An 18,206-nucleotide genomic window follows, 5' to 3' on the forward strand; every position below is an offset into this window, starting at 1 on the left:
GGTGCGTCCGTGGGGCACCGAAAACCCCGCGCCGCCCGGCGATCTCCGTCATAGGCTGACGGCCGCTGTCTGCCGAGGGAGGACACATGGGGATCCGAAGCCTGACCCGCGCCGAAGCCGAGCTCCGGGCCGCGCTGATCGCGGTCGAACGCTACGACGTGGACGTCGATCTGACCGAGCTGCCCGGCGGGCCGGAGGTCCGCTCCGTCTCCACCGTGGCGTTCAGCTGCCGTGAGCCGGGCGCGGCCACCTTCGTGGACTGCGCGGCCCGGGTGCTGAGCGCGACGCTGAACGGCGTCGAGGTCGGCCCCGGCGAGGACGGGCGGATCCAGCTCCCCCGTCTCGCCGCGCACAACGTGCTGCGCGTGGAGAGCGTGCAGGCCGACACGACCGCCGGCGAGGGCGTGCACAAGGCGACGGACCCCTCCGACGGCGAGGTGTACGTGTGGATGAGTTTCGAGCCGGACGAGGCCCGCTTCGTATGGGCCTGCTTCGACCAGCCCGACCTCAAGGCCGCGCACGCCTTCACCGTCACGGCCCCGGCCGCGTGGACCGTCACCAGCAATTCCGGTGACGCGAGCGTGGAGGAGCTGGGCGCGGCCCGCCGGTGGACCTTCCCGGACACCCCGCCCTTGTCGACGTACAACACCGTCATCAACGCGGGCCCCTTCCACGAGGTCCGCCGTGAGGCGGACGGCCACGACCTGGGCCTGTACGCCCGCCGTTCGCTCGCCGAGGTCCTTGAGCGGGACGCCGACGAGATGTTCACCCTCACCCGTCAGGGCCTCGCCTTCTACGCCGAGGCCTTCGCGATGCCCTTCCCGCAGCGCCGCTACGACCAGGTGTTCATGCCGGAGTTCGGCGGGGCGATGGAGAACTACGGCTGTGTGACGTGGTCGGACGGGTTCCTGCGGCGGGCCGCGCCGACCCCCGCCGAACACGCGCTGCTCGCAAGGGTGTTGCTGCACGAGATGGCGCACATGTGGTTCGGGAACATCGTCACCATGCGCTGGTGGGACGACCTCTGGCTGAACGAGGCGTTCGCGGAGTTCGCCTGCCACTGGGCGGCCGAGCGCGCCACCCGGCACACCGACGCGTGGGCGGGCCATCTGATGATCGGCAAGATCAGCGCGTACCTCTCCGACCAGGGCCCCGCCTCGCACCCGATCCACCAGCCCATCCACGATGTCGCCCAGGCCGCGTCGATCTTCGACAACATCACCTATCCCAAGGGCGCGTCCGTCCTTCAGCAGCTCAAGACGTACGTCGGCGAAGAGAACTTCCGGACCGGTATGGCCGCCTACTTCGCCCGCCACGCGTGGGGCAACACCACGCTCCAGGACCTGATCGACTCCCTGTCCGAGGCCAGTGGCCGCGACCTGGACACCTGGCGCACGGCCTGGCTGGCGACCGCGGGCACCGACCGTTTCACACTGGAGCGCGACGGCGACACCCTCACGCTGGTGGCCGACGGCAGCCCGCGTCCGCAGGTGCTGGCGGTGGGCGCGTACGGGGGGAACGGTGACGCGCTGGAACGCCGGGCGCTGGTGCGTGTCGAGGTAACTCAGACCCGGACGCCCGTGACCGGTCTTCCGCCCGCCGACGTGCTGTTGATCAACGACGACGACCTGACCTTCGCGACGTCCCGTCCGGACTCCGTCACCAGGGACGCGCTGTTCCGTACGGCGGCACGGTTGCCCACGGCGATCTCGCGGGGCGTGGCCGCGGCCACCGTGTGGGACATGCTGACGACCGGCGAGGCCACGGCGGCGGAGGCCGGGCGGAGCCTCACCGCGTTGCTGGCGGCCGAGACGTCGGACGCGGTGATCGAGCCCTATCTGAACCTCGCCGCGAACATCGCGGAACTGTGGGCGCCGGCCGCCGGGCGGACCGCGCTATCGGCGGCGGTGGCGGCGGCCTGTCTCCGGCTCGCCGACGATCCCGGCCGCCGCCAGGTCGCGCTGCGCGGGCTGGCCCGTACCGCGACGACCAGGGACGATCTCGACCGGCTCCGCGAGCGGGCCGGTGCCGACGTGGACCTGCACTGGCGTGCGCTGGTCCGCGACGCGGAACTGGGCGGCGACGTCACCTCCGAGTCGGAGGTCCTGCTCGCGCGCGACCCCGACCCCGACGCCTGGATCCGCGCCCTCACCGTCCGGGCCGCGCTGCCCGACCCGGCCACGAAGGCGGAGGTCTGGCAGCGGCTGGTCGTGGATCGTGGCGTGCCCGTCAACTCGGTGGGTCTGGTGGCGGCGGCCTTCTGGCGCCCGGACCAGGACGAGTTGCTGGCCCCCTACGCAGAACGCTATCTGGAGGCGATCCCGACGCTGCACCAAGGGGGAATGATCCACGCGATCGGCTACACGCACCGTCTCTTCCCGTTGCACGCCATCGACCCGGCGTACATCGAGCGGGCCCGGGAGGCGTCCCGGGAAGCGGTGCCGGTGGTCCGCACCACGCTCCTGGAGCGCTCGGACGAGGTGAGCCGCATGCTCCGCGCGCGGGCCGGCGGCTCCTGACCCCCGGCCGGTCGGCCGGGCAACCGAGTTGCAGCGCCCCGAAGGAAGGATCAGTCCGCGGGTGGCGCGGGCTCGGGTGCCGGCCGTTCCGGGTGCGGGTAGGACGGCTGGACTCGCAGCGGGCGGGCCGCCCAGGCGGGCAGGTGCCAGTTCCAGCCGCCGAAGAGGGAGACCAGGGACGGCACGAGCAGCATACGCACGATGGTCGCGTCCAGCAGGATGCCGATGCCGAGGCCGGTCGCCAGGGTCTTGAGGTCGGTGCCCGGTCCCGAGGCGAGTGCCGCGAAGGCGAGGAAGAGGATGAGTGCGGCGCTGGTGACGAGGCGGCCGGTGCGGCCGATGCCCTCGACCACCGCGTCGTCGGTGGAGAGGCCGGCGTCGTACTCCTCCCGGATGCGGGAGAGGATGAACACCTCGTAGTCCATGGACAGTCCGAACAGGAACGCGAAGATCATGATCGGGATCCAGAAGGTGACGGCCCCGGTGGCGGCGATGCCGAAGATCGCGTCGGAACCGTGGCCGTCCTGCCAGAAGAGGACCATCAGGCCGAGGGTCGCCGCCAGTGAGATCAGGTTGAGGAGCACCGCCTTCAGCGGCAGCAGCAGCGAGCGGAAGGCGCGCACCAGCAGGATGTACGTGAGCAGCGCGATGATCGTGAGCATCAGCGGGAAGTTGCCGTAGACGGCGTGCAGGAAATCGATCTGGGCCGCCCCGACTCCGGCGACGCCGACGGCGCCGGGCAGGTGCTCGGTGGCGGTCTTGACCCGTTTGACGACGTCGACGCTCTTCGAGTTGACCGTCTCGGTGTCCGGGACGACGACGACGATGCTCTGTCCGCCCCGGTTGCCCGCGGGCCCGGTCGGCACCAGGACCCTGGTCACGCCGTCGACCTTGGCGAGGGCGGCGGCGACGGGTTTCGCCTGGTCCGTGCTGACCAGTACCTCCATCGGGGTGAGCGCGCCGGTCGGGACGCCACCGCGTTCCAGGGTCTGCAGGGTGTCGAAGGCGGGGCCGCTCTTCGCGAGCGACTCCGAGGAGGCGAGGCCGATCTTGACGCCGAGGAAGACGCCGACGAGGGCCGCGAGCGCGGCCAGTGCGGCGCCGGCCGCGATCCAGCGGCGCCGTACGACGCCGGCGGTCCAGCGGCTCCAGAAGCGGCTCGCCCGGTTCTCGTGCCGGATCTTGGGCCAGTCGACCTTGGGTCCGATGCCGCCGAGGATCGCGGGGGTCAGGGTGAGTGTCGTCAGCACGCTCGCGAGCGGGATGAGCGCTCCGCCGTAGCCCATGCTGCGCAGGAACGGGACAGGCAGGACGACCAGGGAGAGCAGGCCGATGGCGACCGTGACCCCGCTGAACACGATCGCGTGCCCGGCGTGCTGCATCGCGACGACGACCGCGTCGTGGTTGTCCCGGCCGCGGTCGCGCTCCTCGCGCCAGCGGGTGACGAACAGCAGCGAGTAGTCGATCGCCACGCCCAGGCCGATGAGGGCGACCAGGAACTGCACAATGAACGACACGTCGGTGACGTAGGTGAGCGGCAGCAGCATCACGAAGGTCGCGAGGATCGACACCGCGGCCACCAGCAGCGGCAGCAGGGCCAGGAAGGACGCGAAGACGAAGGCGAGGACGGCGAGTGCGCCGACGGCTCCGAGGAGGGTCTCGCCGAGCACTCCGGGGCCGCCCCCGTTGTCGCCGCCGGAGGCGAGCGGGTCCTCGCCCGTCACGCCGACCTTCGCGCCCGCCGGCGCGGCCTTCTCGGCCGCCGTCCGGATCGGGTCGGTCAGCAGCGTCTGGCCGGGTGACGGATTGAACCGGTAGAAGACCAGCGCGTAGGCGGTACGGTCGTCCTTCGTCCGGAACGCCTTGTCGCCGGTGTTCGCCTCGTCGATCACCCGCAGCCCCGGTACGGCCGTGCCGACGGCGGTGAACACGTGCGAGACGTCCGTCTCGTGGCCGGTGACGGTCTGTCCGGCCGGCAGGGTGACCGCGACGAGATACGGATTGGTGTTGCCACCACTGCCGAAGGCATTCTCGATCTTGTGCGCGGTCACGGTGCCCGGCTGGCCGGGCAGGGAGAAGTCAATCGTGAGCCGGTCCGTGGTCCGGCCGGCCAGCGCGATGCCGGCGATCAGCACGAGACCCCAGAACGCCACGACCGCCTTGCGATGCCGTAGTACGAATTCGGCCCACCGTCGCATGCCGGACCTTCCCCGCGTCGTAGGTTGCGCGAGTCTAGCCCGCCGCCCCGTTCATCCGCTATCGGGATAATCCATCCGGTTTGATGCGATGTGGAAGCACGGAATCCGTGTTCGCGCACTTCGGGAAGAGAGCGCGGCGCAGGGCTGTTCCTGCCTTAGGTACCGGATCATGACCGGACTCCTGAGAACGGAGCAGTCAAGGTGAACGACACGACGAAGGCCGGCATACGGCAGGTGACAGACACCCCGCCTCCGCCGCCCGGCATCCTGGAGCGGGCCCGGCGGCACCGGCGGCACACCCTGGAGCTGCTCACCGTCTGTGCCGTCGGTCTGGTCCCGTGGACGGTTCTGCTGGCGGTGACGCTGCCGTCCGCCTACGAGGTGCACCAGTGGCGGGTGACCTGGGTCGGCTTCGACGTCCTGCTCGTCCTCGCGATGACGGCCACCGCGCTGCTCGGCTGGCGGCGGCACCGGGCGGTCATCGTGGCGGCGGTCTTCTCGGCCGTGCTGCTGATCTGCGACGCGTGGTTCGACGTGTCGCTGGCCTTCGGCACCGACGACGTCTGGTCGGCGGCGGCCCTCGCGGTCTTCGCCGAACTGCCGCTGGCCGGCTATCTGATCCACCGGGTGACGGCGATGATCTCGCTCGCGCGGTGGCCGTCCGTGGAGGCGGCCACCAGGCTCACCGAATAGCCGCCTTGCCTCTGCGGCAACGGTGAGGTTTTCGCAACTCCCCTTTGTTCCCGATGACTTCGTTCGGACATCCACAGGGCTGAAGTTGGTCGCCATGAAGAGCGGCGAGGTGGCAAGACCTCGGCGCGCGGCATGGAGGATGTCATGCCCGAGATAGGATTCGCCGTCCGCGCACACTACGCCGTCGCCGTCGTCGGCGGCGGTCAGGCCGGACTCTCCGTCAGCCACCAGCTCCGCGTACGCGGCCTCAACCACATCGTCGTCGAGGCCCACCGGGTCGGCCACGAGTGGCGCGAGCGCCGCTGGGACTCCTTCTGTCTGGTGACCCCCAACTGGCAGTGCCGACTGCCCGGTTACCCCTATCGGGGAGACGATCCGGACGGGTTCATGGTCCGCGACGACATCGTGCGTTACCTGGAGGGCTACGTCGCCCACTTCCGGCCGCCGTTGGTCGAGGGCGTGACGGTCACCAGGCTGCGCCGCTCCGCGAGCGGAGTCTTTGAACTCTCCACCACACAAGGGGACTTCACCGCCGACCAGGTGGTGATCGCGACCGGCCCCTACCACTCCCCCTCCCTCCCCCCGATGGCCCAGCGGCTGCCCGACCCGCTCACCCAGGTCCACTCCTCCCGCTACCGCAACCCCGCCCAACTTCCCCCGGGCGCCGTCCTGGTGGTCGGCACCGGCCAGTCCGGCTGCCAGATAGCCGAGGACCTGCACCTCGCCGGCCGCCAGGTTCACCTGTCCGTCGGCAGCGCACCGCGCGTGGCCCGCTTCTACCGCGGCCGTGACTGTGTGGCCTGGCTCGACGAGATGGGCCACTACGCCAGGAGCATCGACGACTTCGACGACGCGGGCACGGTCCGGATGCGGGTCAACCACTACGTCACCGGACGGGACGGGGGCCGCGACATCGACCTGCGGGCCTTCGCCCGCGACGGTATGCGGCTCTACGGCCGGCTGACCGAAGTCAGCGGTACGGCAGTGGAGTTCGCCAACGACCTCAAGGTGAACCTCGACCACGCGGATGCCGTGGCCGAGGGCATCAAGGACGCCATCGACGCCCACATCACCGCCCATGGCATCGCGGCACCGGACGAGCCCCGCTACATACCGGTGTGGGAGCCCGACGACCAGCCCCGCGAACTCGACCTGGAGGAGGCCGGCATCACGTCCGTCGTCTGGTCGACCGGGTTCCGCCGCGACCACCGCTGGATCGAGGCACCGGTCTTCGACGGCCGCGGCTACCCGATGCACTGGCGCGGCGCCACCAGCATCCCCGGCCTGTACTTCCTGGGCCTGCCCTGGCAGCACTCGTGGGGTTCGGGACGCTTCGAAGCGGTGGGCAGGGACGCGGAGTTCCTCGCGAACCACATCGACGCCTCGCGCCGCCTGGCCGACGTGTGCGGCACCCTCACCGGTGCCCCCACCGACCTCGCCTCCGCCCTCCCGATCGGCTGAGGAACCCGCGACCATGGTCTACGACGCACACCGCCACATCGGCGTCCTGCCCGCCCACCCCTTCTACGGCGGTCCGCCTGTCAACCCCGACACCACCGCCCGCGCCACGGTCAAGCAGCTCATCGCCGACCTGGACGCGGAGGGCACCGAACGCGCCCTGGTCATCCCCAACTACGGTGTGCCCGATCCCGCGATCGCCTTCTCCTTCAACGAGTTGGCCATCGAGGCCGCCCAGACCGACGACCGCGTCCGGGCCGGACTGTGGGTCTCCCCGCGCCCCGAGGACGAGCAACGAACCGCCCAGGCATTGGAGTTGGCGGGCGAGCGGGGCGTGAAGGCACTGAAACTGAGCTTCCTGCTCGGCAGGCGCCCGACCGACCCGGCCTGCCGCCCGCACCTCGACCGCATCTTCGCCGTGGCTGCCCGGCACGGGCTGGTGGTGCATGTCCACACCTCCCCCGGAGCCGCCTCCGACATCGACGAGGTCGGCCACCTGGTCGACTGGTACGCCGATCAGGTCCCCGTCCATCTCGTGCACTTCGGCGGCGGGATGAGCGGCCACATCAAGCTCGCCGGTTCCCGGTTCTTCGACTGGATCACCGCCGGCAAGCACGTCTACACCGACCTCTCCTGGGCCATCGGCTTCACTCCCCGCTGGCTGGCCAAGGAGATCGAGCGCCGCGGCATCGGCCACGACCGGGTGCTCTTCGCCAGCGACCAGCCGTGGGGCGACTTCACGGGCGAGTACGCCCGCCTCGCCGAAGCGACCGGCGGCGGCGAACTCGGCGACCTGGTCTTCAAGGACACGTTCGCCGCGCTCTACGACTGAACGACCTCCCCTCCTCTCAAGTCCGGCACGTACAAGGAGACAGCCATGTCCGAAACCGTCGAACTCAGCGAGATCGAGCAGAAGTCCCTCACCGAGATCCCCCACCCGTCCCTCCCCGAGGGCACCAGCATCTACGGCTCCACGAAGGTGTTCCCGGACTACAAGGCCGAGGACGGCGAGACGTACTTCACGCTCGTCCACGGCATCGCCCACGAGTCGTCGGTGTCGTTCGTCGCCGTCCTCCAGGCGACCCGCGCCCTGCGCAAGGGCTTCGAGACGGCCATCTACTTCTACGGCCCCGGCTCACTCAACTGCCTTGCCACCCGCGGCTTCCCGACCACCGGCAACTCGGCCTTCCCCGGCGAGCACAACATCAACAACCAGCTCAAGACGTTCATCTCCGAGGGCGGCAAGGTCTTCTGCTGCCGCTTCGGCCTCTCCCTGCACGGTGCCCGCGAGGAGGACCTCATCGAGGGCGTCATCCCGACCCATCCGCTCGACGTCCAGGACGCGCTGATCCACTACGCCCGCAAGGGCGCCATCATCAACTCCACCTACCAGCTGTAAGGGGCGGGCCGTGAGCGTTGGCACCAACACAGCGGTGGACGTGCGGATCATGACCCGTGCCGAACTCGCCCTCCACGGAGTCCGGTTGGACGCTCCCGTGCGGCGGCCGGACGGCGCGGGACCGAGCGACGACGGTCATGTCCTCGTCGACGGTGCCAACGCCGCGCTGCCCACCAACCCCAACAGCCCCTACTCCGTACGGGACGGCAGGGTCTGGCTCGGCGAGGACGACACCGGCCTGACGCTGTCCGCCGTGGACCGCCCGAGGTTCTACGATCTCACCACCGCCGACGGCGTCCCCTACGAACACATCGCCCGCCTGCACGGCGCCGACGTCCTCGCCACCACCGTCGTCCAGACCTGTATCCGCTACGCCGAGGCCGACCGCTGCCGCTTCTGCACCATCGAGGAGTCCCTGCGCGCCGGTGCGACCGTCGCCGCCAAGACTCCGGCCCAGCTCGCCGAAGTCGCCGAGGCTGCCGTCCGGTTGGACGGCGTACGGCAAATGGTCATGACCACCGGCACGACGACCGGTCCGGACCGGGGTGCGCGCACTCTCGTCCGCTCCGTGCGCGCCGTCCTCGAAGCGGTCCCCGATCTCCCCGTCCAGGTGCAGTGCGAACCGCCCGGCGACCTCACCTGGATCCGCGCCCTGCACGAGGCCGGGGCCACCGCGATCGGCATCCACGTGGAGTCCCTCGACGAGGACGTACGGCGGCGCTGGATGCCTGGCAAGTCGAGTGTCCCGATGTCCGAGTACGAGGCCGCCTGGGACGAGGCGGTGCGGGTCTTCGGACCGAACCGCGTCTCCACCTACCTGCTCGTCGGACTCGGCGAGGATCCCGACGAACTCGTCGCGGGCGCACTGGAGTTGATCGACCGAGGGGTGTACCCCTTCGTCGTCCCCTTCCGTCCGATGCGCGGCACGCTCGCCGCCCGCGACGGGATCGAGCCGCCCGGCGCGGAACTCCTGCGGCATGTCACCGAGGGCGTCGCGGCCCGGCTGCGGGCGGCCGGGATGAGCGGGGCCGACCAGAAGGCGGGCTGCGCGGCCTGCGGCGCGTGCAGTGTGCTGCGCACCGCGGGCGGGTGAACGCCATGTACCTCGACGGCTCGGCGGCACCGCTCGTCGCGGACGGGCCGGTGGACATCCTGGCGCTGCTCGGCGACCGCAGCACCCTCGACCGCCGCCCCGCGTTCCACATCCAACAGGCCACCGACGACACCGAGTTGGCCGCCTACGGACAGCTGCGCACCGACACCTTCGTCCACGAGCAGGGACTCTTCACCGGCGACGACCTCGACGACCGTGACGCCGACCCCCGTACCGTCGTGCTGGTCGCCAAGGCCCCGGACGGCACAGTGATCGGCGGGGTGCGGCTGGGCCCGGTCGACGACGGGCCCGACCTGGGCTGGTGGCAGGGCGGCCGACTGGTCGTCGCCCCGAAGGCACGCGGTCCGCGCGGGATAGGCGCGGCGCTGGTCCGGGCGGCCTGCGCACGGGCGGAGGCGGAGGGTGTGCTGCGGTTCGACGCGACCGTGCAGGCCCGCAACGAGGTGCTGTTCCGACGGCTCGGCTGGCGGTCCGTGCGCACCACGGAGGTCGCCCGCACCCCGCATGTCCTGATGCGGTGGCCCATCGGGCGAATCGCGGCCCAAGTCACCGTCACGAAGGCCGCGTTGGGCTCCCTTCTCGCCGAGCTGCCCGCGCCGTCCGGCTTCGTCGGCGACGACGGCGCGCCCGTCCCCGGCACCGATGTGATCGCCGCGTGCGACGCGATCGTGCCGTCGATGGTCGAGCGGGACCCCGAGTGGGCGGGCTGGTGCGCGGTCCTCGTGAACGTCAACGACCTTGCCGCGATGGGTGCTTCACCGGTCGGACTGCTCGACGCGGTGGGCGCCCGTGATGCGGCGCACGCCGCCTCGGTCCTCGGCGGCCTGACCCGGGCCGCGCGCGCCTACGGCGTCCCGGTGCTCGGCGGCCACACCCAACTCGGCGTCCCTGCCGCCCTGTCGGTGACCGCGCTCGGCCGCACGGCATGTCCGGTACCGGGTGGCGGCGGGCGTCCCGGACATGCCGTGCGGCTCACGGCCGACCTCGGCGGCGGCTGGCGCGCGGGCTACCGGGGCCGTCAGTGGGACTCGACCACCCGCCGTCGTACGGACGAACTGCGCACGACGACAAGTGCGGTGGCCGCCGCTCGGCCGGCCGCCGCGAAGGACGTGTCGATGGCCGGGATCGCCGGCACGCTGGGGATGCTCGCCGAGGCGAGCGGCTGTGGGGCGGTGCTCGACGTGGCCGCCGTGCCCCGTCCGGCGGGCGCGTCGATGGGCGACTGGCTGACCTGCTTCCCGGGTTTCGCGATGCTGACCGCCGACGAGCCCGGCGCGGCGCCGCTGCCCGCCGGGCCGGCAACCGGCGCTGTGTGCGGGGAGTTGACCGCCGGGCATGGGGTCGGGCTGCGCTGGCCCGACGGAGAGATCACCGAGGCGGTCACCTCCACGGTGACCGGAATGGGGACGGCATGAGCACGCTGCGGATGGCGGCCGTGGCCGCCGAGTTCGGCCGCGACCTGGAGGAGGACTTCGCGATCGCCGAACGGCTGATCAAGGAGGCCCGGGAGCAGGACGTGGGCCTCCTCGCCCTGCCGGAGGCGTGCCTGGGCGGATACCTGCTGAGCCTGGACGACGACAACGCACTGGACGAGGGCCCGCCTGCACTCGCCCTGGACGGCCCCGAGATCCGCCGACTGGCCGCCCTTGCAGGGGAGTTGACGGTCGTGGCGGGGTATTGCGAAGCCTCCGGCGGTGCCCGCTACAACAGCGTCGTCTGCGTCACCGGTGACGGCGTCCTCGGCAACCACCGCAAGGTCCACCAACCCCTCGGTGAGGATGCGAGTTACGCGTCCGGCGACCGCTTCCACGCCTTCGACACCCCGGTCGGCCGGATCGGCATGATGATCTGCTACGACAAGGCGTTCCCGGAGTCGGCACGGGCGCTGGCCCTGGACGGCGCCGAGATCGGGGTGTGCGTGTCGGCCTGGCCGGGGGCGCGGACGAACGCGAGCGCGGACCTGGAGAAGGACCGCTGGAAGCGGCGTTTCGACCTCTTCGACCGGGCCCGCGCCCTGGAGAACCAGATCGTGTGGCTGTCCGCCAACCAGGCGGGTACGTTCGGGTCGCTACGCTTCGTCGGCAGTGCCAAGGTCGTCGACCCGGGCGGCGAGGTCCTCGCCGACACGGGTGTGACCTCCGGCATCGCCGTCGCCGAACTGGACGTCGCGCAGGCCCTGGAGACCGCCCGCCGGTCGATGGGGCACCTGCGCGATCGGCGGCCCGAGACCTATGGCCCAGCCCCGGGAGCAGTCACCGTATGAGCACCGTCCGGATCGCGGCCGCGGCCGCCCACTTCGGCCGCGACCTGGAGTTCGGCCTCGCGCGCGTCGCCAAACTCATCGACGACGCCCGCGGCTCGGGCGCCGGCCTGCTGGTGCTGCCCGACGCCGCCCTCGGCGGCTATCTCGCCGACCTGCGTCACCCCGACCCCGAGGCCCTGCCCCCGGCACTCAAGCCGGACGACCCGCTGATCCTCCAGGTCGCCCGGATGGCTGCGGAGATGGTGGTGTGCGTCGGCTACCGCGAGGACGGCGGGACCGAGCGCTACAACGCGGCCGTGTGCGTCAGCGGCGACGGCGTCCTCGGCCGGCACCGCAAGGTGCATCTCCCGGCGGGCGAGGTCGCCGCGTACACGGCGGGCGACCGCTTCGACGCCTTCGACACCCCGGTCGGCCGGATCGGCATGCTCATCGACTACGACAAGACCTTCCCGGAGTCGGCGCGTTCGCTGGCCCTGGACGGCGCCGAGATCCTCGCCTGTCTGTCCGCCTGGCCCACCAGCATCACCAACCGAGCCCCACGTATGGCCCAGGACCGCCAGGCCCGGCTCTTCGACCTGTACGACCAGTCCCGCGCCGCGGAGAACCAGGTCGTCCTGGCCTCCTCCAACCAGACCGGTGCCATGGGCGGCATGCGCTTCCTCGGCCAGGCCAAGGTCGTCGGTCCCGGCGGTGACATCCTCGCCCGCACCTGGTCCAAGGCCGGTCTCGCCGTCGCCGAGATCGACGTCGCCGCCGAGACGGACCGCGCCCGCCGTGTCCTGCGGCACCTGGACGAACGCCGGCCCGACGCCTACCGGGAGTCGCGTACGTGAAGATCGCCCTGCTCAGCTACTCGACCAAGCCGCGCGGCGGGGTCGTCCACACGCTCGCCCTCGCGGAGGCCCTCGCGGCACTGGGCGAGGACGTCACGGTGTGGACCCTGGGCCGGGGCGGCGACGCGGGCTTCTTCCGCCCGGTGGACCCGGCGGTACGGCTCCAGGTCGTCCCGTTCCCGGACGGCCCGCCCGGGGAATCCGTCGGCGCCCGCGTCCTGCGTTCCATCGCCACCCTCCGCACCGCCTTCGACCCCACCCCCTACGACGTCGTCCACGCCCAGGACTGCATCAGCGCCAACGCGGCCGGCCGCTGCGTCCGAACTGTCCACCACCTCGACCACTTCACCACCCCCGAACTGGCCGCCTGCCACGAGCGGGCCATCGTCGAGCCGTACGCGCACCTGTGCGTGTCGGAGGCGGTCGCGCGGGAGCTGGCCGGGGGCTGGGGCATCGAGGCACAGGTCATTCCCAACGGGGTGGCATACGACCGCTTCGCCGTCACCGACCCGACCGCACGGGCGAGTTGGCGCTCCCGCCTCGGACCGTACGTCCTCACCGTGGGCGGCATCGAACCCCGCAAGGGCTCGCTGGACCTCGTGGAAGCCTACGCCCTGCTGCGCGCCGCGCGTCCCGACGTCCGGCTGGTGATCGCGGGTGGCGAGACCCTCTTCGACTACCGTGACTACCGAGCGGGCTGGGAGGCGCGGGCCGCCGAACTCGCCGTGGAACCGGTCGTGTTGGGGCAGGTCGCGGAGGACGAACTGCCGTCGCTGGTCGCCGCGGCGAACATGTTCGCCTTCCCGTCGCTCAAGGAGGGCTTCGGGCTCGCCGCGATGGAGGCGCTGGCGGCGGGGGTGCCGTTGGTCGTACGGGATCTGCCCGTGCTGCGTGAGGTGTTCGGGGCCGCCGCGCGTTTCGCCGCCACGCCCGAGGAGTTGGCCACGGAACTCGGCCACGGCCTCGCCGTCGAGGACCCGGTGCGGCGGGCCGCCGGACGGGAGCTGGCCGCCCGCCACACCTGGGACACCGCGGCCCGTAGTCACCTCGACTTCTACCGGTTTCTCAACTCACCTTGCTGAGCAAGGGCGTTGACACCGTGTGCGATCCGCGTCACGGTGAGGTCCCGTACCGCCCGGAGGTCGCCCATGGCTCCGCTCCCGTCCGATGCCGGTCTCGTCGCACGCGTACGGGAGTTGCAACCCCTGCTCCGCGAACGCGCGTTGCGCACCGAGCAGGAGCGGCGGGTGTCGGCGGAGGTGGTGTCCGCGCTGACGGACGCCGGGGTGTACCGGATGAACGTCCCACGCCGGTACGGGGGTTACCAGAGCCGGCTGAGTACGCAGGTCGAGGTGCTGGGCGAGATCGCCGCCGGGTGCGGTTCGACCGGTTTCATGGCTCTGATCCAGGCGGGGTGTTCCTATATCGCCGCGCTGTTCCCGGACGAGGCGCAGGACGAGATCTTCACCGTCCCCGATGTCCGGGTCGGTGGCACGCTCGTCCCGGACGCCGTCGCGGTGGCGACGGACGGCGGCTATGTCGTCAACGGCACCTCGGGCTTCGCCACCGGCTGCCAGAACGCCGACTGGCATCTGCTGACGGCCCGGGTCGAGTCCGGCGGTGGTCCGCCCGAGGTGCTGTGGACCGCCGTTCCGATGTCGGAGCTGGAGATCCTCGACGACTGGTACGTGTCGGGTCTGGCGGGCAGCGGCAGCAACAGCGTCGTCGCCCGGGAGGTGTTCGTGCCCTCGCACCGCATTCTGCCCGTGGGGCAGTTGCTGGGCGGTGGCTTCCCCTCCAAGGCCAACGCCGACGACCCCTTCTACCGGATGCCGGTCCTGATGCTGTTCTGCGCCTGGACGGCCCCGAACGCGCTGGGCCTGGCCCGGGCGGCCCTCGCCGAGTTCACCGAGCGCATCCACCGGCGAGGCATCACCTACACCTTCCACGAGCGGCAGTACGAGGCAGGCGTCACCCATCTCCAGGTCGCCGAGGCCGCGTTGAAGATATCCTGCGCCGAACTGCTGACCGCCGAGTTCGTCGCCCGGATCGAGTCGGCGGCCGACAACGACGAACCGTACACACAGGCGGAACGCGCCAAGATCCGTGCGCAGAGCGGCTATACGGCCCGGCTGTGCAAGGAGGCCGTGGACCTGATCGCGTCCGCGTCGGGCGCGTCCTCGCTGCACCGGGACGTCCCCGTCCAGCGCGCGGTACGCGATCTGCACGCGCTGAGCCTGCACTCCTTCGTCAACCCCAGCACCAACCTGGAGCTGTACGGCCGGGTCCTCTCCGGTCTCGACGCGGGCACGCCCTTCCTCTGAAGGCTCAGCCCAGGGACGCCAACCAGGCTGCGGTCTCCCGGGGTTGGACGAACCGGAGCGTGGTGAGCGGAGCGAAGCGCGCGTCGTTCGTACGGCGCTCGATCTCGTGGCGCCTGCCCGCGTGCTGGGACCACGCCCACCAGGCGGGGTGCTCACGGCTCAACCACCCCGCCCAGGTCTCCCTGTTGCCGCCGAAGATGCGCTCACGGGTGACCGTGCGGCGGAGGGAGCGGCGCAGGACGCGCGGCATGATCACGCGTCGACCGTAGTCCAGCCAGAGCACCGTGTCGGCCTTCTCCCAGAGCAGATCGCGGACTTCGGGATAGCCGATCGAGTCGACGATCCAGCGGGGTTCGGCGGTGAGCCGCAGCACGTCGTCGGTCAGGTTCTCGTTGACGGCCCAGTCGGGTCCGGTGAAGTACAGGGCGTCCATCTCGTGGTAAGGCACCTTCAGCCGCTCGCCCACGCCCCGGGCCAGCGTGGACTTGCCCGCACCCGTCGGCCCGACCACCAGGATCCGCTCCATCCCCGCACCTTAACTACGATGTGCGATGCCCGCCGATCATTAACAGGAGCCCCCTCATGAGCAGTCCGCAACACGCCCACGTCTCCTTGGACGGCCTGGTGACGGGCGACGCCTTCGGGGACAGCTGGTTCACGCGGTCCGACGAGCCCGCAGAGGAGCTTTGGGCCGCGCGCGAACTGCGGCCCGCGCCGTGGCTGTGGACGGACGACTCGGCGATGGCGTTCGTCCTGTTCGCGCATCTGGTGGCCCCAGGGGGAGGTTCAACCGGACGCGCTGGCAGGGGAGTTCGCCGCCGAGTACGAGCGGGAACCGGGGCGCAAGTACGGCCCGTCGATGCACGGTGTGCTGCGCCGGGTCGGTGAGGGCGAGGACTGGCGGGCGGTCACCACGGGGCAGTTCGCCGGGCAGGGGTCCTACGGCAACGGCGCCGCGATGCGGGTCGCCCCGCTGGGCGCCTGGTTCCGCGACGATGTCGCAGCCGCCGCCGGGCAGGCCCGGCTGTCCGCGCTGACGACCCACGCCCACCCGGAGGCCGTCGCGGGGGCCGTGGCCGTCGCCGCCGCGCTGGCCGCCGCCGGCGCGGATCAACAGGCCCTGCCGCGCACCGAGTTTTTGCGGGAGGTCGCGTCGCACGTCCCGGACGGCGACGTCCGCTCCCGTCTGCTGGTGGCCGCGGGCTTCTCCGAGCGGACGTCGGTGCGGCATGCCGCGTCCGTGCTGGGCTCCGGGACGCTGATCTCGGCAGCGGACACCGTGCCGTTCGCCCTCTGGTCTGCGGCGGGGAACCCGGACGACCTGCCTGAGGCGTTGTGGCAGACCGTCGCCGGGTGGGGCGACCGCGACACGACCTGCGCGATCGTGGGCGGCGTCGTCGCGGCCCGCACCGGCACCGGCGGCATCCCGTCGGCCTGGCGGGATGCCCTGGAGGCGATCCCCGCCTGGAGCGGTTGGGACGCGCTCGCGGCGGTCCGCCGAACCTCCGTGTAGGGCGGCCGTCAGCCCAGAACCGTCCCCGAGCTCTTGTCGTTGACCGGCCGCAGTCTGGAGAAACTGCTCAGCTCGATGGTGTGGCCCGAGTACGGAGCCTTGAACACCACGGGGTCCCGGTCGTGGTCCGCACCGTTCTCGGTCCGCTCGACGATGGCGCGCAGGCATCCGCCGACCAGCGGAGCGTACGGCGGGGCATGGCAAGCGCTTTCCCCTGCAGAGAACGTAGATCCCGTCCGTCCGGTCGGTCAACGGTGCTGCACCACATGTTTGTTCGGACCTGGGGCGCGCAACACCGGTCGGTGCAGGCGCCCCAGGTCCGAGTCGGCCCCAACTGCCGTACCTGAAGGGGTTAGAGACGCACAGCCAGCGCCCGCCGGGCCACCGAGACCATGCGCTCCCCCACCAACTCCATGCACAGCCGCATGTTCTTGTCCGCGACGTCGTTGTCCGGGATACGGCAGGCGAACTGCAGACCTTCATGGACCCGCGTCACCCACGCGCACACCTGATCGCCGTACGACACCCGGATCAGCCCGTACGCCTTCAGCTCCTGCCAGCGCTCCGAACCCGGCAGGGCACGCGAGTCGACGTAGGAGACGATCGAGTACAGGTCGGGGGACGTGGGCCGGAAGTCGGCGCCCAGCAGGCGCAGTACGCGGGCGATGGGCATACGGGCCAGCGAGCGGTTCTCGCGGAGGGTGGCGCGGACCATCCGCAGGGCGTCGTCGAAGTCCCTCGCATACTCGATCGGGATCTCGATCGGCGCGCCGCCCACGTACCAGCCGACGGAGTCGGCCCAGCGGGACTTGGCCCGGGTGTGGAAGGGCACGACGGTGCGGTACACGTCGAGTCCGCTGATCTCGCGGGCGGCCAGGGCGACGGCCGCCAGGACACCGACGAGGCTTCCGCCGTACGGACGGCAGTAGGCCTCGAAGGCCGCCGCCTCCGCGTCGTCGGTCAGCATCTCCTGGAGGAACTTCTGTGTGGGCAGCGGCCCTTGGGGGTCGAGGCCGAGGTCGACGGGGAAGTTCGGCAGTTTGCCGTCGCAGCGGGCGATGAACTCGCGCCAGCGGGAGACGACGGTGTGCGTGTCGTCGATCAGGTCGGCGTCCGTGCGTTCGCCCGCGCAGAAGTCGATGTAGCTGGCGACGGGCGCCACTTCGACCGTCCTCCCGGCGAGACCGGCCGCGTACAGCTCGTGCACCTCTCCCGCGATCCGATGGAGCGAGTAGGCGTCGACGTTGCTGTGGTCGAACGCCAGGTACACACTCGTGCAGTCCTGGCGTACGACCGCGGCGAAGAGGAAGTTCGGCCAGGTGAGCGCGTCCGCCGTGACATCGAAACGGTCCTGCAGATACCGGGTCAGGGTCCCCGCGTCCGCGAACTCGCCGATGTCCTCGCGGTGCAGGGCCACCGCGTCGGCGTCCAGCGTGAAGCGGCGCATCTCGTCACCGGCCCACCGGAAACCGCTGCGCAGCGTCTCGTGCCGGAGCATCCAGTCCCGCAACGCGCCCTGGAGCACGTCGAGTTCGATCGTCCCCGGCATGTCGAAGGCGGTACCGAGCCAGGTCGGCACGAACAGGCCGTCCTCGCGCACCGAACGCGCCGTACGGATATGGGACTCCTGCACGTACGCCGGTGGCCGCACGTCGTCGGGAAGTGCCCGCGCCGCTCCTACGGCCGTCGGGTGCAGCGTCCACTCGACGAGTCGTCCGGGACGGATCTCGCACCGCTGAAGGTCACTCATGCGCACAGGGCTCTCCGTTCACCTGCCCACGGGAGGCCGCCGGGCACCACTGTCGATCCACGCCTCCATGCCGCTCGGGCACCGCTCACTGCATGCGGAGATCAACGAGCGGGCCATTCGGAAAGCAACGCTCTGGAACCCG

The 18,206-nt window shown here is 71.2% G+C and carries 14 protein-coding genes and 1 pseudogene; 12 read left to right on the plus strand and 3 right to left on the minus strand.

Translation table 11 applies throughout. The features are described from left to right. Positions 1–86 precede the first annotated feature (86 nt). A complete protein-coding gene (pepN, locus tag AB0I51_RS22905) occupies positions 87–2,519 on the plus strand; it encodes an aminopeptidase N (protein WP_362977875.1) in 2,433 nt (810 codons plus the stop codon). A 50-nt stretch (positions 2,520–2,569) separates the two neighbouring features. Here the strand turns inward: pepN and AB0I51_RS22910 are convergent, their stop codons facing one another. Next, positions 2,570–4,717, minus strand: a complete 2,148-nt coding sequence (locus AB0I51_RS22910) for an MMPL family transporter (RefSeq protein WP_362977877.1) — start codon at positions 4,715–4,717, stop codon at positions 2,570–2,572. A gap of 201 nt (positions 4,718–4,918) precedes the next feature. On the opposite strand from AB0I51_RS22910, the gene AB0I51_RS22915 reads away from it, so the two are divergent. The 10 genes from AB0I51_RS22915 (at position 4,919) to AB0I51_RS22960 (ending at position 14,801) form a co-directional block, all read left to right on the plus strand. After that, positions 4,919–5,410 carry a hypothetical protein gene (locus AB0I51_RS22915; protein ID WP_362977879.1) on the plus strand — a complete coding sequence of 164 codons (492 nt, stop codon included), beginning with the start codon at positions 4,919–4,921 and terminating at the stop codon, positions 5,408–5,410. A 144-nt stretch (positions 5,411–5,554) separates the two neighbouring features. Continuing rightward, positions 5,555–6,871 carry an MSMEG_0569 family flavin-dependent oxidoreductase gene (locus AB0I51_RS22920; RefSeq protein ID WP_362977881.1) on the plus strand — a complete coding sequence of 439 codons (1,317 nt, stop codon included), beginning with the start codon at positions 5,555–5,557 and terminating at the stop codon, positions 6,869–6,871. A gap of 13 nt (positions 6,872–6,884) precedes the next feature. Next, positions 6,885–7,700 (plus strand): amidohydrolase family protein, encoded by an 816-nt coding sequence (locus tag AB0I51_RS22925; RefSeq protein WP_362977883.1) that lies wholly within the window; start codon positions 6,885–6,887, stop codon positions 7,698–7,700. Between the two features lie 45 nt (positions 7,701–7,745). Continuing rightward, positions 7,746–8,267, plus strand: coding sequence for an MSMEG_0572/Sll0783 family nitrogen starvation response protein (locus tag AB0I51_RS22930; protein ID WP_262060254.1), 522 nt, complete (start codon positions 7,746–7,748; stop codon positions 8,265–8,267). Between the two features lie 10 nt (positions 8,268–8,277). Continuing rightward, on the plus strand, positions 8,278–9,360 hold the full coding sequence (locus AB0I51_RS22935; protein ID WP_362977885.1) for an MSMEG_0568 family radical SAM protein: 1,083 nt from the start codon (positions 8,278–8,280) through the stop codon (positions 9,358–9,360). A 5-nt stretch (positions 9,361–9,365) separates the two neighbouring features. Then, positions 9,366–10,796, plus strand: a complete 1,431-nt coding sequence (locus AB0I51_RS22940; RefSeq protein WP_362978018.1) for an MSMEG_0567/sll0787 family protein — start codon at positions 9,366–9,368, stop codon at positions 10,794–10,796. Then, complete coding sequence (locus tag AB0I51_RS22945) at positions 10,793–11,644, plus strand: carbon-nitrogen hydrolase family protein (protein WP_362977887.1); 852 nt, start codon at positions 10,793–10,795, stop codon at positions 11,642–11,644. Before AB0I51_RS22940 ends, AB0I51_RS22945 begins: the two co-directional genes overlap by 4 nt. Continuing rightward, complete coding sequence (locus AB0I51_RS22950) at positions 11,641–12,477, plus strand: carbon-nitrogen hydrolase family protein (protein ID WP_362977889.1); 837 nt, start codon at positions 11,641–11,643, stop codon at positions 12,475–12,477. The genes AB0I51_RS22945 and AB0I51_RS22950 overlap by 4 nt, the downstream gene beginning before the upstream one ends. Further along, positions 12,474–13,559: an MSMEG_0565 family glycosyltransferase gene (locus tag AB0I51_RS22955; RefSeq protein WP_362977891.1), complete on the plus strand. Its 1,086-nt coding sequence runs from the start codon at positions 12,474–12,476 to the stop codon at positions 13,557–13,559. The genes AB0I51_RS22950 and AB0I51_RS22955 overlap by 4 nt, the downstream gene beginning before the upstream one ends. Positions 13,560–13,625: 66 nt before the next feature. Next, positions 13,626–14,801: an acyl-CoA dehydrogenase family protein gene (locus AB0I51_RS22960; protein ID WP_362977893.1), complete on the plus strand. Its 1,176-nt coding sequence runs from the start codon at positions 13,626–13,628 to the stop codon at positions 14,799–14,801. A gap of 4 nt (positions 14,802–14,805) precedes the next feature. Here the strand turns inward: AB0I51_RS22960 and AB0I51_RS22965 are convergent, their stop codons facing one another. Continuing rightward, positions 14,806–15,327 carry an AAA family ATPase gene (locus tag AB0I51_RS22965; RefSeq protein ID WP_362977895.1) on the minus strand — a complete coding sequence of 174 codons (522 nt, stop codon included), beginning with the start codon at positions 15,325–15,327 and terminating at the stop codon, positions 14,806–14,808. 56 nt (positions 15,328–15,383) lie between these two features. Between AB0I51_RS22965 and AB0I51_RS22970 the strand changes: the two are divergent. Beyond that, a pseudogene (locus AB0I51_RS22970) lies at positions 15,384–16,314 on the plus strand (ADP-ribosylglycohydrolase family protein). Positions 16,315–16,666: 352 nt separating this feature from the next. Here AB0I51_RS22970 and AB0I51_RS22975 read toward each other — a convergent pair. Further along, entirely contained in the window at positions 16,667–18,064 is a 1,398-nt protein-coding gene (locus AB0I51_RS22975; RefSeq protein WP_362977896.1) for a condensation domain-containing protein, read from the minus strand. Positions 18,065–18,206: the final 142 nt, after the last annotated feature.

Source organism: Streptomyces sp. NPDC050549, assembly GCF_040655035.1.
In the GTDB taxonomy this organism is placed as follows: Bacteria; Actinomycetota; Actinomycetes; order Streptomycetales; family Streptomycetaceae; genus Streptomyces.